The following is a 14,806-nucleotide window of genomic DNA, read 5'->3' on the forward strand; positions in this document are numbered from 1 at the left end:
TTTTTATTATTTAGCTGTTTTCTGCGATGGTTCATCGAATAAAGATTTACAGCTTTCTAAATTTTGACATGAAGCAAACATAAGTGCTTTAGGCAAGCTCGCATACAAATTTGTAATGTGTTGTTCAGCAGGGTTATAAAAATGCCAATAACTAAATTGGTTTGAACGTTTATTTTCTAAAGCTTTAAAGAAATCTGCTTCATTTAATTTATTGTTAAGTTGAGTGCGAGGGCCACCTTGCTCATGTGTACCGACTGTGGTCATGAGTAAAGGGGAATGATTTGGTTTCTGACTTTGCCAATGATTTAACTGCTGAAATAACATGCCTTGGTCAAACCAGAGAGAAGGGCTTGCAGCAAAGTAACGCTGAAATGCATTTGGCTTTTGAAAAAAATGATAAAGCACAAATAAACCTCCAAAAGAATGTCCATAAAGACTTTGCTGTTGGCTATTAATCGGAAATTGTTTTGCAATTGTAGGCTTGAGTTCGCGATTTAAAAAAGCAATAAACTGATCAGCACCCCCATATTTATATTTACCTTGTGCTTGAAATTGGGCAGAAGGTTTTGGAGTGTAATCATAAGCACGCTTTTGCACATCAAAGGTTTTTTGCTGAGGGTAACCAACCGCTACTATCATGAGTGGATCTAGTCCTAATTTGGTAGAACCAGCGCCAATCGACTGAGCAATATTGGCAGCACTTGGGAATGTAGCATTTCCATCTAATATATAAAGTACTGGATACCCATGTTGGGGCGGGGCGACAGGCGGTTTATAAATTTGAATAAGATAATCATGGCCTGTATTTTTAGATTTAATTTGAAATTGAGCCTGATTATTTTGAAAAACGATTTTTGGTTGATTTTGTATAGGCGTTTGGGCGAAGGTAGAACAGCTTATTAAAGTACTCAATAAAAAACTAGTAGATAAAAGGAAAAATGATTTTTGCATAATGGGCGATAATAAAATTTATTATATAAATGATAAATGAAAATCATTATCAAATAAAGTAATCAAGAAATGGAAGCAAAAAGGTTAATGAAAAAAGCTCTTACAGCTATATTGCCTAACAAATCAAAGCAGACTATTGTTATACTCTCGTTTAAAAGATGATTTTACTGAGGCTGCATTCTAATGATCAACGATGATCAAAACAAAACGACTTCTCTTAGTTTAGAACAAATTCGTGAAGATATTGATAGTGTAGATCAACAGATTCAAGAATTATTAAATCGCCGCGCAAGCCTTGCTGAAGCTGTTGCTAAAGCTAAATTTGCTTCCGAAGAGAATCCTTTGTTTTATCGTCCTGAACGTGAAGCACAAGTTTTACGCAAAGTCATGGAGCGCAACCAAGGTCCTTTGTCTGATGTCACCATGGCGCGTTTGTTCCGTGAAATTATGTCTGCTTGCCTTGCTTTAGAAGCTCCGCAAAGTATTGCATTCTTAGGACCAGAAGGGACTTTTACTCAATCTGCCGTGCTTAAGCATTTTGGTAAAGATGCAGTTGTTCGTCCACTACCAACAATTGATGAAGTGTTCCGTGAAGTGGAAGCGGGTAGCGCTCATTATGGTGTAGTTCCGGTTGAAAACTCATCTGAAGGTATTGTGAACCATACTTTAGATTGTTTTAAAACATCGAATTTAAATGTGATTGGTGAAGTTGAATTACGTATTCATCATCAATTTCTAGTCTCTGAAAATACACGTAAAGACAGTATTAAACAGATTTATGCACACCAACAAACTTTGGCTCAATGTCGTCAATGGTTAGACGCGCATTATCCGGGTGTTGAACGTGTTGCTTTAAACTCAAATGCAGAAGCTGCACGTCGTATTCGCAACGAATGGCATTCAGCAGCGATTGCATCAGATATTGCAGCAGGTATGTATAACCTTGAAATTTTACATAGCAATATTGAAGATAATCCGGAAAATACCACTCGTTTCTTAGTCATTGGCCGTGAAAAAATTCCACAAAGTGGCAATGACAAAACTTCATTATTAATTTCAGCACATGACCGTGCTGGTGCTTTATTAGAAATTTTAGCGCCGTTTGCAAAACATAATATTAGCTTAACAAGTATTGAGACCCGTCCAGCATTACCTGAAAAATGGGCATATGTATTCTTTATCGATTTAGAAGGCCATATCGATCAAGAAAATGTTGCAGCAGCAATTAATGATATTCGTCCAATGGTAAAAGAGCTTCGTATTTTAGGTTCTTATCCTGCTGCTGTTCTCTAATTACTCATGTTGGAATAATGACATGCATCAAGATGGTCATGTCATTATGCTTAAAAACAAATTGCTCAAAGGTTTAAATCACTTTGAGCAAAAGCAAAGTTGAAGTTATGTCACAACCCCTATTTAAAAAAGTTGCATTTATTGGTTTAGGACTCATCGGGTCGAGTTTGGCACGGGTTATTGTTGCTGAAAAGTTGGCGACAACTATTGTGGCTTCTACACGCTCACAGAAAACTTTAGAAGATGCAAAATCACTTGGCTTAATACAAGAAGGATTTTCTGATCCTGTAGAGGCTGTGAAAGGGGCAGATTTAGTTGTTTTAGCCTTGCCAGTACGTGCGACACAAAAAGTGCTTGAACTAATTAAACCTTATTTGACAGAAACTACGATTGTAACTGATGTAGGAAGTACAAAAGGTAATGTCGTCGATGCAGCAAAAGCTGTATTTGGTGAAGATTTACCAGCAGGTTTTGTGCCGGGACATCCTATTGCTGGTAGTGAGCATACGGGCGTTCATGCAGGTAAGGTCGATTTATTTGCAAATCACAAAGTTATTTTAACGCCGTTACCCACAAGTGCAGAATGGGCAGTTGAGAAACTGATTCAACTTTGGTCTGCTGCTAAAGCTGAAGTCATTTGTATGGACGTTGCCAAGCATGATGAAGTTTTAGCACATACAAGTCATTTACCGCACTTGATGGCATTTAATTTGGTTGAGCAACTTGCGAATCGTGAAGATAATCTTGATATTTTCCGCTATGCAGCAGGTGGCTTTCGTGACTTTTCACGGATTGCAGCTAGTGATCCACAAATGTGGCATGACATTTTCTTTGCCAATAAAACAGCCATATTAAATGCTGTAGATGGCTTCGAGAAGCAACTTACCGTACTTAGAAAATTGATTGAAAACGAAGACTCTCATGCATTAATGGGTTTACTCGGTCATGCTCAGGCAGCACGTCAGCATTTCAATCATATGTTAGCCAAAAAACCTTTAATGGAGAAAAATAAGGTGACACAGCAATTCAGTATCTTACCGGGAAATAAGGCATTTAAAGGTAAATTTACCGTACCGGGTGACAAATCTGTGTCACATCGCTCCATTATGTTTGGTGCTATTGCAGAAGGCACTACGCATGTAACTGGCTTCCTTGAAGGTGAAGATGCTTTAGCAACTTTACAAGCTTTCCGTGATATGGGTGTAAGCATTGAAGGCCCTAAGAATGGGGAAGTGACCATTCATGGCGTGGGTATGCATGGTTTAAAAGCACCAGCGAGTGCCTTGTATATGGGTAACTCTGGAACGAGCATGCGTTTGCTTTCAGGTATGTTATCAGCACAAAAATTTGATTCAGTGATGACAGGTGATGCATCACTTTCTAAACGTCCAATGGAGCGTATTGCTAAACCATTGCGTTTAATGGGTGCGCAAATCCAGACAACAGGTGAGAAAGGTACACCACCTGTAAGCATTACGGGTAGCCAGCAATTAAAAGGCATTCAATACGACTTGCCAATGGCATCTGCTCAGGTGAAGTCGGGTATTTTACTTGCTGGTTTATGGGGTGAAGGTGAAACTTCAGTCACTGAGCCAGAACCAACTCGTGACCACACAGAGCGTATGCTTCGTGCATTTGGTTATGATGTTAAAACTGAAGGCAATAAGATCTCTCTTGTTGGTGGCGGAAAATTAGTAGGTACTGATATTCAGGTTCCATCTGATATTTCATCTGCTGCTTTCTTTATGGTGGGTGCTGCAATTACAGAAGGTTCCGATGTTGTTCTGGAAGCTGTAGGTATTAATCCAACACGTACTGGCGTAATTGAAATTTTAAAACAGATGGGTGCTGACCTGACTGTTGAAAATGAACGTATTGCCGGTGGAGAGCCTATTGCTGATATTCATATTAAAGGTTCACGTACTCTTAAAGGTATTCATATGCCTGAAGACCAAGTACCTTTAGCAATTGATGAATTCCCCGCTTTATTTATTGCAGCAGCTTGTGCCGAAGGTCAAACAGTATTAACTGGTGCGGCAGAACTTCGTGTGAAAGAGTCTGACCGCATTCAGGTCATGGCTGATGGCCTAAAAATCATGGGTATTGACTGCACACCGACTGATGATGGCATCATTATCGAAGGTAAAGGCAAATCTGGCGATTGGTCACCAATCTTTGCTGGCGGCGAAATTGAATCACATCATGACCACCGTATTGCCATGAGTTTTAGTATGGCAGGTCTTCGTAATTCTGGTCCGATTACAATTCATGGTACTGAAACTGTGGCGACAAGCTTCCCGACTTTCACTGAGTTGGCGAATCGTGCAGGCTTAACAATCGAAGTTAGCCAATAACTTTTGACCTGACACATTTTATAATTGCTAACACAATAGCAACGGCAGCAGCGGGCTAAAGGCTTGGCTGCTGTTTGTTTATTGCTTATGCTAAGTGCAGATAATGATAATAGTGTTAGGACAAAGGATGAAAAAATTACAATTTATTGCCAGTTGCCCACAACATGGAGTGCTTGATCATCCACCAAATGAATGCCATATCACTCAAGAATATGTAGCGGCTTTACTGTTTAAACAATTGGGGCATTATGGTTTTGATGCGCAGCACATTGTGCATGAACATGAAAAAGTAGAAGTGAGTATTGATAATCATCTTTTGCCATTATCGATTACTTGCCAGAAAACAGACCATGAAGGGCATTTGATGTGTGAAATCTCTGCCAATCCAGATGAGGAACAAGACTGGTTTGAGAAAATCGAAACACAAAGCATTATTCGTCAGCTTGCACAGGCAGTTGAAAATAGTTTGAAGGCTGATCATAGCTTTTCAGCATTTGAATGGAAAAACTAAGCGCACGGCTGTTAAGAGTTATTCATGAAGTACGGCTTTTTAGAAAAGTCGTACAATCTCTTTAGATTAAATATAAAAATACAAAATCTTTCCCGAAATCCCTACCTATCTTTAATGCATTGTGTATATTGAAATTATTAAGATATTTACATAATTAGAGTGTGGTTTTCATGACACAAGTTGATATTGCAGCGTTATCTCCTCAAGTGGTTTGGCAGCATTTTCAAACACTTTGCACTATTCCTCGCCCATCGAAGCATGAACAGCAACTTCGTGAGTTTTTAAGAAACTGGGCCGAAAGTCGAAATTTAGAAACTTACGTAGATGAAGTGGGGAATTTGATTATTCGTAAGAATGCGACTCTGGGTAAAGAACATGTGTCTGGCGTTATTCTGCAAGGCCATTTAGATATGGTCACTCAAGCCAATACTGGCACAGTACACGACTTCTTTAAAGACCCGATCCAGCCAGTCCTCGAAGATGGCTGGTTAATTGCTAAAGATACTACTTTAGGTGCTGATAATGGCATTGGGGTAGCATTAGCTTTGGCAGTTTTAGACTCAAATGATATTGCTCATGGGCCAATTGAAGTTCTTCTAACAGTTGATGAAGAAGCAGGGATGAGTGGTGCGCGACTTTTACAGGCAGGTGTACTGAAAGGGAAGTGGCTATTTAATATTGATACAGAAGAGTGGGGGGAGTTATATCTTGGCTGTGCTGGAAGTATTGATGTTGAAGTAGAACAACCACTTACTTATGAACGAATCCCTGAAAATCTGAACATTGTGAATATTCAGGTTGCGGGTCTTAAAGGGGGGCATTCTGGCGTAGATATTCATTTAGGACGTGGCAATGCTAACGTTATTTTAGCCCGCTTTTTAAATGAGTATTTAGCAAAGCTTGGTGGACACCTTGTTGAATTTACAGGTGGTACGGCCCGTAATGCTTTACCTCGAGAAGCAGTGGCAACCATTGCAATTTCGTCTAACCAATTACCCGAATTAGAAAAATTACTCGCTGAATATCAAACGATATGGAAAGACCAATTACAGGGTATTGATGATAATCTGCAATTAACTATCCAACCGAATAGTGCTGAAGTGACAGAAGTGATTGCTCAACAACAGCAAAATGAATGGTTGCAAGCTTTGGCAACAAGTCCTTATGGCGTTGCAAGTATGAGTCAAGTTCTACCAGATGTGGTTGAAACCTCAAACAATATCGGGGTTGTAAAATTAAATCGAGAGGTCGGAAAAGCTGTCTTAATGGTTCGTTCAATGGTGAACCAAGAAGCTCAAGACTTTGCAGAAAAAATTCAGGCACATTTTAGTCAATTTAATATCACTTCTTCACTCACACCGTTAGTGTCAGGTTGGACACCAAACCCTAACTCGGCGGCTCTAAAGTGCTTACAACAAGCCTATCAAAATGCTTTTAATATTGAACCAGATATTAAAGTAATCCATGCGGGTTTAGAGTGTGGGATTATTGCTGAACATTACCCACATTTGCAGATGGTTTCATTTGGACCAGATATTCAAGGTGCGCATGCACCGGGTGAACGAGTAAAAGTTGATACTGTAGATAAATGCTGGAAGCTACTGGTAACTGCTTTGGCATCTGTAGAGTAATTTTTTAAGAAATAAGAAGCTCAGTTATGAGCTTCTTAAACTTTGAACTTTACATGAAAATGATCTGGACTCAATTCGGTGAATTCGATTTCACAACAAATATGATTTTTAGTCGATTTTTAAAAGTTGTCCTGTTTCACTTAAAGTAAATTCGTCAAAATCATTCGCTAAATAAAAATGACCTTTATAAAATTGGCGAACTTCTTCGGCAATAGCTTGCTGCCCAGTTTTATCCTGATGTCTAGGGCTAAAGTGCGTCAGAATTAAATTACTCAAAGATTGCTGCTCTGCAAATTCAGCCACCATTTTTGCTGAGCTATGCATTGGACCTTTGCCAACTTTATCTAAAACCGTTTGCAAGTATGTTGATTCGTGAATAAGGAGTTGAGCATCTTTGCAAGCATCAGCTAATAGTTCAGGTTGGTCATTATCACCACCTATAATTGCATGAACTTGTTGATTTTGAATTTTGATAAAGTCTTGAGCTTTTAAAGTTTTTCCGTCAAATTGAACATCGTAGCCTCGTTTTAAATGGCCCCACATATCGCCTTGAGGTACGCCTAACTGAGTTAGAGCTTTGGTATCTAACTTCTTCTGAATAGATTTGATATAAATGCTAAAAGCAAAACTTGGAACACGATGGCTTAGAGGGTGTGCTTGAACAATGAATTCGTCAGTGATCTGTTGTGGCTGTGTTGCTTCATTTACATCAATAAATTGAAGGGAATAGGGCAAATGTAAGTCTGTAAGCTGGGCAGTGATTTCAAACCATTGCTGAATTTCTTTCGGTGCAATCACGATTAAGGGCTTGCTACGGGCATTCATGCCTGCACTTGCCAATAAACCAACTAGACCATAACAATGATCGCCGTGAACATGTGTAATACAAATGGCAACTAGGTTTTGTAATGAAAGTTTAGCTTGTTGAATGCGGTGCTGTGTACCTTCGCCAGCATCAATTAAAATCCAGTCCTTATTTTTGCTGTTGCGAACTGCTAATCCTGAAACATTACGTGTTAGGGTTGGTACACCTGAAGATGTGCCTAAAAAAGTAAAATGAAGCATATTTTTGGAATTTTTTAATCAAATGCGTACCGTATATTATAGACACTTATTAAATTTTTATAAGAATTATAGTGGCCAAATGATAATCACCAACTAAAAACCAGATTCGTTTTGCACTAAGTTGGACTAATTTTCAATAATGACACGGCTTATAAAATGATGGGCGTAGACTCAATCTATACCCATCAAGTTACCATTTATTTCATGATAATAAAGCGTGTAATGATTTGGCGAAGCTGCTTTAAATAGCCTGTAAAGAAGTGGTTGGCACCCGGTAAAATTGTGATTGGATGTTTTTGTGGTTTTGCCCACTCAATTGCATCTGAAAGTAAAGTAATATCATCTTGCTCACCATGAATGAGTAGAATATCACCTTGAATTTCAGGAGTTTTATAGTGACGTAAACCTACTACAGTAGCTGTTGGTAAACCACATAAAATTAACTGTACAGGCCGTAATTCAGGTGCAAGCTGTGCAAAGCATTTTGCTAAAACATGTGAGCCAAAGCTAAAACCGCCTGCATAAAATGGTAGGCCTTCATGAAGCTTACGAACATGTTCAATGACAGCTAAGATATCTTCAGTTTCACCATGGCCTTCATCATGAATGCCTTCACTGCCCCCTAAACCACGGAAACTAGGACGATAAACAATACAACCATATTCATTAAAAATTTGGGTTAAAAGAGCAGGGACTTTATGTTGAGGAGTTCCACCTTGCAATGGGTGCGGATGGCAAACAACCGCAAAGCCTTTGATTTCACCTTCAGGGCGGTCAACGAAAAGTTCAATTTTACCTACTGGACCCTGGATGAAAGTTTGCTCAGACATATAAGAACCGCTAAATAACAATACGTAGTGCTATTTTACCGATAGTCGTCATTGAAAACACGAGTTAGCATTAAAAAATATCTACTGTTATAGTTGGTATTAAGAATAATTTTTTCAGGTTGTCTATGCTTGCTTTAATTTCTCCTGCAAAAACTTTAGATTATGAAACAGCGTTACCTACAGATGAGTTTACTCAGCCTCGCTTGTTAGAAAACTCAGCACAATTAATTGATGTTTGTCGCAAACTTTCTGCTTCGGAAATTGCGAGTTTAATGAGTGTGAGTGAAAAAATTGCCACATTAAATGCAGATCGATTTAGAGATTGGAATCCCGAATTTAATTTCTCAAATGCTCGCCAAGCAATCTATGCATTTAAAGGGGATGTTTACACCGGTTTAGATGCTTATCATTTAAAAGACAAAGATATTGATTTTGCACAGCAGCATTTGCGTATGCTCTCTGGTCTATATGGTTTATTGCGTCCTTTAGATTTAATGATGCCTTATCGTTTAGAGATGGGTACTAAATTAAAAAATACTAGAGGTCATAATTTGTATGAATTCTGGGGTGATATCATCACTAACCAAATTAATGAAGACTTGGCCGCAATTAAATCTGAATTGCTGGTAAATCTAGCTTCAGATGAATATTACAAGTCTGTCAATGAAAAGAAAATTAAGGCTGAAATTGTGAAGCCTGTTTTTCTTGACCAGAAAAATGGCAAATATAAAGTCATTAGTTTCTATGCGAAAAAAGCACGTGGTTTAATGGCTCGTTTTATTGTTGAAAACCAATTAAATAAAGCTGAAGACATCAAAGCGTTTAATACCGAGGGTTATTACTTTGATGCTGATAACTCATCGGCAAAAGAGTTGGTATTTAAACGTGATGAGCAACAGGCTTAGTCTTACTCAACTTAAACTCTCGTAAGCGATGATTATCGTGAAGTGGCATGGATGCCACCGTTTCGCTGTATTACATGGATGTAATATCAGCGAAACAAAAGATTTTTGTTACTTTTCATCTTTGAAAAGTAAAATGCCTATACAAGTCGCATTAAAGTTAAAACGGCAGTTAAAGGCTGTATTCTCACAAGAAATGATTATTTAAAGAAATAACCTGTTTCAGGTGAGCTTGCATTTGCCATGCGTTTACGTGGCATACGACCTGCTAAAAATGCTTCACGTCCTGCTTCAACAGCTTTTTTCATTGCGGAAGCCATCAAAATAGGGTTTTGAGCAGCTGCAATTGCTGTATTCATCAATACACCATCACAACCAAGTTCCATCGCAATAGCAGCATCACTTGCTGTACCAACACCTGCATCAACTAAAACTGGAACTTTCGCATTTTCTTTGATAATTGAAATGGTGTGTGGGTTTAAAATACCTAAACCAGAACCAATCAAACTACCTAAAGGCATAATTGCAACACAGCCCATACTTTCAAGTTCTTGTGCAATGATCGGATCATCAGAGGTATAGACCATAATCTCAAAACCATCATCAATCAAAGTACGGGCCGCTTTTAAGGTCTCGGTTACATTTGGATATAAGGTTTTTTCATCGCCCAAAACTTCAAGTTTTACTAGGTTGTGACCATCAAGTAACTCACGCGCTAACATGCAGGTACGTACTGCGCTATCAGCATCAAAACAACCTGCGGTATTTGGCAAAATTGTATATTTCTCTGGCGGAATGACAGACAGTAAATTCGGTTGATCTGGATTTTGTCCAATATTCACACGGCGGATTGCGACAGTTACGATTTCTGCACCACTGGCTTGAATAGCTAAATCCGTTTCATTTAAGTCTTTATATTTGCCAGTTCCGACCAATAAGCGAGATTGAAAAGAACGTGAACCAATAATGAGAGGGGTGTCTTGCATGGATAACTCCGACTTAGCCGCCGCCAACAGCGTGAATAATTTCGATACGGTCATGTTGAGCAATAGAAATTTGCTCTAATTTGCTTTTAGAAACGATTTGCTGATTGTGCTCGACAGCAAAACGTTTTCCTTCAAGTGCCAACTCCTGAATAAGTTGCAACAGGTTTTGGCTAGGCGTGTCCGTTAATTCGCCATTTAAATAAATTTGCATGATCACATTCCGATTATTTTGCGTATTTGAAAGCATTCCAAGCCAAGATTAGCCATCCCGCAATCATTAAGGCTCCACCGATTGGCGTAATTGCACCTAATATTCGTGGTAAACCCAGCGCCATGATATAAAGCGAACCACAAAAGAATAGAATACCAATTTGGATAAGCAAGAAAGATAACTTGATTGGGAAATGAGGAAGAACCTTACTTAAAATACCAAGAGCTAATAGGCCAAGCGCATGATAAAAAAAGTAGTCGGTTGCAGTCTGCCACCAAGCAAGTTGCTCAGGACCCGCGTGAGCTTTAAGACCATGTGCTCCAAAAGCACCCAACATGACTGCAAAAGCAAGATTAAGGGCTGAAATGGCGATCCACATAACAAAAAACGCAACTGAATAATGAAAGGCAACGTTAACATAGATTGGGTTGGCTAAACATAGCCAGATAAAACAAAAGGGCGAATCGCCCTTTTATTTTTAAATTTATTTTAGCTTGCTGACATGGCAGTTTTAATCTTTTCCATCGCATTCTTTTCAAGCTGGCGAATACGCTCTGCTGAAACATTATATTCAGCTGCTAACTCGTGAAGAGTAGATTTATCATCATCTAACCAGCGGCGTTGTAAAATATTACGCGAACGGTCATCTAACTGGTCCATTGCATCATGCAAGGCTGAAGTGCTTTGCTCTTCCCAGTCTTCGTTCTCGACTAAACGGGCAGGGTCGTAGCGGTTATCTTCAAGATACAACGCAGGTGCTGTGTGTGGAGTATCGTCGTCGTCATCGCCTTGTGCTTCAAAAGCAGCATCATAAGCAGTTAAACGACCTTCCATTTCCAGAACTTGTTCTGGAGTTACATTTAAGTCATTCGCAATCGATTGAGCTTCTTCGAGCGTCAACTTTTTACTCGATTTTTTTAAACTACGCAAATTGAAAAATAATTTACGCTGAGCTTTTGTCGTTGCAATCTTGACGATACGCCAGTTGCGAATAACGTATTCATGGATTTCTGCCTTAATCCAATGGACGGCAAAAGATACTAGACGCACGCCCATATTTGGGTCGAAACGTTTCACGGCTTTCATTAAGCCTAAATTACCTTCTTGAATAAGGTCGCCTTGTGGTAGGCCATAACCTGCATAGCTGCGCGCAATATGAACGACAAAACGTAAATGCGACATTACCAGCATTTTTGCGGCATCAAGATCTTGGTCATAATAATAACGTTCAGCAAGTTCTTTTTCTTGCTCGGCCGTTAAAATAGGAATCTGATTGACAGTACTGATATATGCACCAAGGTTTACACCGGGCGCAGACAATGACAGGGGCATCAATTGATTGCTGCTGTCACTCATGAGTTCTCCTTATAGGATCGAATGGAATAACCAATAAATTCATCTTAATTTGAATCAGCTTCATAATTAAGGAAAATTGGGTAGAGAAATGTAAAATTTTATGCAATTTCTAATCTTTTAGTTTAGCAAAGAATTATTGAGTTTCAATTAAATAGTGAAATTCTCTTTCTGATATGTGTGTGGTTTGACACGTAAAATGATGTAAACCACAGTAACGAGTTACATCAATTTCACTATGAGGATCTGAAGATTTTAATAAAAATTGTTGTTTGCCTGACGCTTTTTTAAGTTCACGTTTTAGCATTAACAATGGCATTGGGCAGGGTTGTCCAAGGGCATTAATTTCAATGGGTGCTGTATTAGAAGAAGTATTGCTCATTCATCATCAAAACAACTGAAAAAAATATTCTAACAAATTTTTAATAAATACAGCATATTTTATGAAAGAAGATGCGGGAATTTCTATAAAAAATATTGTAATAAGCTGTTTAAAAAAAGAACTAAAAATAGGGGAAATATTTGAAAAAAATTCTATTAATTGTCATAAACCCGTGTTAAGCTCGAACCGTTTTAGGATTTACCACACAATCAAATTGATTTAATAACCCTATAACAAATGGATGTAACCGGAAATTGTTGATAGTTTTACAGAATGATTACAAGCTTTAAGATTATAAATATTTTAAAACCTTGTTTGCTCTGCTGTTTGCAACACCGGAAGGTCCTTTTTTCAACATCTGAGGATTGACTTATGACAGCTCGTGAACAAGGCGTAGTAAAGTGGTTTAATGACACTAAAGGCTTTGGTTTTATTCAACGTAACGGCGGCGACGATGTATTCGTTCACTTCCGTGCAATCGTAGGTGACGGTCACCGTTCTCTACGTGATGGTCAACGTGTAGAATTTAGCGTTGTACAAGGTCAAAAAGGTTTTCAAGCTGAAAACGTTCAGCCTTTAGACTAAGACTAATTCATCTTTTTGATGAATGATGGACGCTCCAATTTTTGAATTGGGGCGTTTTTGTTTATAATGATCTTCTCATTCGAGAGATTGTTTGTTAGAGCGCGTATTTATGACATCTGGTTTTGAAACCTTGAATTTACATCCGCAACTTAAAAAGGCGATTGATGCTTTAGGGTTTACTCAAATGACCCCAATTCAGCAAAAGGTTTTAAAATATACATTAGCCGGGCATGATGCAATTGGGCGAGCACAAACAGGAACAGGTAAGACAGCTGCCTTTCTGATTAGTGTAATTAATGATTTACTCAATAATCCGGTTCAAGAGCAACGCTTCCGTGGCGAGCCTCGTGCTTTAATCTTGGCACCTACTCGTGAGTTGGCATTGCAAATTGAAAGTGATGCAAAATTTCTCACAAAATTCTCTAATTTACATTTAGTGACCCTATTGGGTGGTGTTGATTTCGATAAGCAGAAGAAGCAACTTGATGCTAATTTTGTCGATATCATGGTAGCCACACCTGGGCGATTAATCGATTTTGTAGAACAAAAAGAAGTCTGGCTCGATCAAATTGAATTTTTAGTCATTGATGAAGCTGACCGTTTATTAGACATGGGCTTTATTCCTTCGGTAAAACGTATTGTTCGTTATTCACCACGCAAGGAACAACGTCAGACACTCATGTTCTCAGCGACGTTTAGTTATGACGTTTTGAATTTGGCAAGACAATGGTTGTTTGAACCTGTAACTGTTGAAATTGAGCCTGAACAAAAGACCAATAACGATGTAGAACAACGTGTTTATGTTGTAGCTAAACAAGACAAATATCGTTTACTACAAGATATCTTGCGTGAAGAACCAATCGATAAGGTCATGATTTTTGCTAATCGACGTGACCAGGTCCGCCGTCTTTATGATCATTTAAAGAAAGATGGATATAGAGTTGGTATGCTTTCAGGTGAGATTGCTCAAGATAAACGTTTAAAAATGTTAGAGCAATTTAAGCAAGGTAAACATAATATTATGATCGCGACGGATGTTGCTGGTCGTGGTATTCATGTGGATGGCGTGTCGCATGTAATCAACTTTACGTTGCCTGAACAATCTGATGACTATGTACACCGTATTGGTCGTACAGGTCGCGCTGGGTCACAAGGGGTAAGTATTAGTTTTCTTTCAGAAGATGACGCCTTTTATTTACCCGAAATTGAAAAAGCAATTGGTAAAAAATTACCACTGACCAGATTAGATGGTTACTGCTAATAAAAAATCCCAATCATTTGATTGGGATTTTTTTGATTAATTAATTTTACAATAGAAAGTAAGCGTTGTTTGGTAGTCATCATCTTTTGCTAAAGATGCATTTTTACCAGTTAATGTACCAATAACACCTGCTGCTGCTTCAACCATTTGACCGGTTTTTTCACTTACAACATCTTTTAATACACCGTTATATGTTGTTTTTTCATCTACAACGACTGGTGTAGTGCTTTTTGAGCAAGTTTTTTGAGCTGCAGTAATCGCATTATTTTTCGCAATTAAATTGGTTTTGCCAATACCTGTAACTTCAAACTGATTATTTTCTTTTTGAACTGCTAAAGTATTTTTAGGAGTAGTTGCGCAAGCACCAAGTAATAAAACAACACCGCTCATTGCGCTTGCTAAAATTATTTTTTTCATAATGCACCTAAAGTTAATCGCTAAAAGACATAGCTATTTGAACATAAGTTTTCTAGTTGATTTTGAAGACGTTG

At 38.4% G+C, this 14,806-nt stretch carries 16 protein-coding genes; 7 read left to right on the forward strand and 9 right to left on the reverse strand.

Translation table 11 applies throughout. The features are described from left to right. Nucleotides 1-6: 6 nt before the first annotated feature. Nucleotides 7-951 (reverse strand): alpha/beta hydrolase, encoded by a 945-nt coding sequence (locus H7R46_RS05905; RefSeq protein ID WP_005068291.1) that lies wholly within the window; start codon nt 949-951, stop codon nt 7-9. Nucleotides 952-1,134: 183 nt separating this feature from the next. Between H7R46_RS05905 and pheA the strand changes: the two genes are divergently transcribed. From pheA to H7R46_RS05925, 4 genes are all read left to right on the forward strand, one after another. Next, nucleotides 1,135-2,244, forward strand: coding sequence for a prephenate dehydratase (gene pheA / locus H7R46_RS05910; protein ID WP_002049199.1), 1,110 nt, complete (start codon nt 1,135-1,137; stop codon nt 2,242-2,244). 107 nt (nt 2,245-2,351) lie between these two features. Continuing rightward, complete coding sequence (locus H7R46_RS05915) at nt 2,352-4,598, forward strand: bifunctional prephenate dehydrogenase/3-phosphoshikimate 1-carboxyvinyltransferase (RefSeq protein ID WP_025469799.1); 2,247 nt, start codon at nt 2,352-2,354, stop codon at nt 4,596-4,598. Nucleotides 4,599-4,725: 127 nt separating this feature from the next. After that, nucleotides 4,726-5,109 carry a hypothetical protein gene (locus H7R46_RS05920; protein ID WP_005068294.1) on the forward strand — a complete coding sequence of 128 codons (384 nt, stop codon included), beginning with the start codon at nt 4,726-4,728 and terminating at the stop codon, nt 5,107-5,109. Nucleotides 5,110-5,279: 170 nt separating this feature from the next. Further along, entirely contained in the window at nt 5,280-6,740 is a 1,461-nt protein-coding gene (locus H7R46_RS05925; RefSeq protein WP_005068295.1) for an aminoacyl-histidine dipeptidase, read from the forward strand. A gap of 108 nt (nt 6,741-6,848) precedes the next feature. Here H7R46_RS05925 and H7R46_RS05930 read toward each other — a convergent pair whose 3' ends face one another. Both H7R46_RS05930 and H7R46_RS05935 read right to left on the reverse strand, forming a co-directional pair. Next, entirely contained in the window at nt 6,849-7,805 is a 957-nt protein-coding gene (locus H7R46_RS05930; RefSeq protein ID WP_005068304.1) for a ribonuclease Z, read from the reverse strand. A 197-nt stretch (nt 7,806-8,002) separates the two neighbouring features. Further along, nucleotides 8,003-8,635, reverse strand: coding sequence for an alpha/beta hydrolase (locus H7R46_RS05935; protein ID WP_005068305.1), 633 nt, complete (start codon nt 8,633-8,635; stop codon nt 8,003-8,005). 125 nt (nt 8,636-8,760) lie between these two features. Between H7R46_RS05935 and yaaA the strand changes: the two genes are divergently transcribed. After that, a complete protein-coding gene (yaaA, locus tag H7R46_RS05940; RefSeq protein ID WP_005068306.1) occupies nt 8,761-9,540 on the forward strand; it encodes a peroxide stress protein YaaA in 780 nt (259 codons plus the stop codon). A 197-nt stretch (nt 9,541-9,737) separates the two neighbouring features. On the opposite strand, the gene H7R46_RS05945 is transcribed toward yaaA, so the two are convergent. The 5 genes from H7R46_RS05945 to H7R46_RS05965 form a co-directional block, all read right to left on the reverse strand. Then, on the reverse strand, nt 9,738-10,523 hold the full coding sequence (locus tag H7R46_RS05945) for a thiazole synthase (RefSeq protein ID WP_001154366.1): 786 nt from the start codon (nt 10,521-10,523) through the stop codon (nt 9,738-9,740). 13 nt (nt 10,524-10,536) lie between these two features. Beyond that, entirely contained in the window at nt 10,537-10,734 is a 198-nt protein-coding gene (thiS, locus tag H7R46_RS05950; RefSeq protein ID WP_002115323.1) for a sulfur carrier protein ThiS, read from the reverse strand. A gap of 13 nt (nt 10,735-10,747) precedes the next feature. Next, nucleotides 10,748-11,113 (reverse strand): DUF423 domain-containing protein, encoded by a 366-nt coding sequence (locus H7R46_RS05955; RefSeq protein WP_005068311.1) that lies wholly within the window; start codon nt 11,111-11,113, stop codon nt 10,748-10,750. A gap of 110 nt (nt 11,114-11,223) precedes the next feature. After that, entirely contained in the window at nt 11,224-12,090 is an 867-nt protein-coding gene (rpoH, locus tag H7R46_RS05960; protein ID WP_002115267.1) for an RNA polymerase sigma factor RpoH, read from the reverse strand. Between the two features lie 133 nt (nt 12,091-12,223). Next, a complete protein-coding gene (locus H7R46_RS05965) occupies nt 12,224-12,469 on the reverse strand; it encodes a sulfurtransferase TusA family protein (protein ID WP_005068314.1) in 246 nt (81 codons plus the stop codon). Nucleotides 12,470-12,841: 372 nt separating this feature from the next. Between H7R46_RS05965 and H7R46_RS05970 the strand changes: the two genes are divergently transcribed. Both H7R46_RS05970 and rhlB read left to right on the forward strand, forming a co-directional pair. After that, nucleotides 12,842-13,054 carry a cold-shock protein gene (locus tag H7R46_RS05970; RefSeq protein ID WP_000126912.1) on the forward strand — a complete coding sequence of 71 codons (213 nt, stop codon included), beginning with the start codon at nt 12,842-12,844 and terminating at the stop codon, nt 13,052-13,054. A 109-nt stretch (nt 13,055-13,163) separates the two neighbouring features. Next, nucleotides 13,164-14,315, forward strand: a complete 1,152-nt coding sequence (gene rhlB / locus H7R46_RS05975) for an ATP-dependent RNA helicase RhlB (RefSeq protein ID WP_005068316.1) — start codon at nt 13,164-13,166, stop codon at nt 14,313-14,315. A gap of 36 nt (nt 14,316-14,351) precedes the next feature. On the opposite strand, the gene H7R46_RS05980 is transcribed toward rhlB, so the two are convergent. After that, nucleotides 14,352-14,732: a hypothetical protein gene (locus tag H7R46_RS05980; protein ID WP_005068317.1), complete on the reverse strand. Its 381-nt coding sequence runs from the start codon at nt 14,730-14,732 to the stop codon at nt 14,352-14,354. Nucleotides 14,733-14,806: the final 74 nt, after the last annotated feature.

This window comes from Acinetobacter sp. BEC1-S18-ESBL-01 (genome assembly GCF_014169935.1).
GTDB classification, from domain to species: domain Bacteria; phylum Pseudomonadota; class Gammaproteobacteria; order Pseudomonadales; family Moraxellaceae; genus Acinetobacter; species Acinetobacter pittii.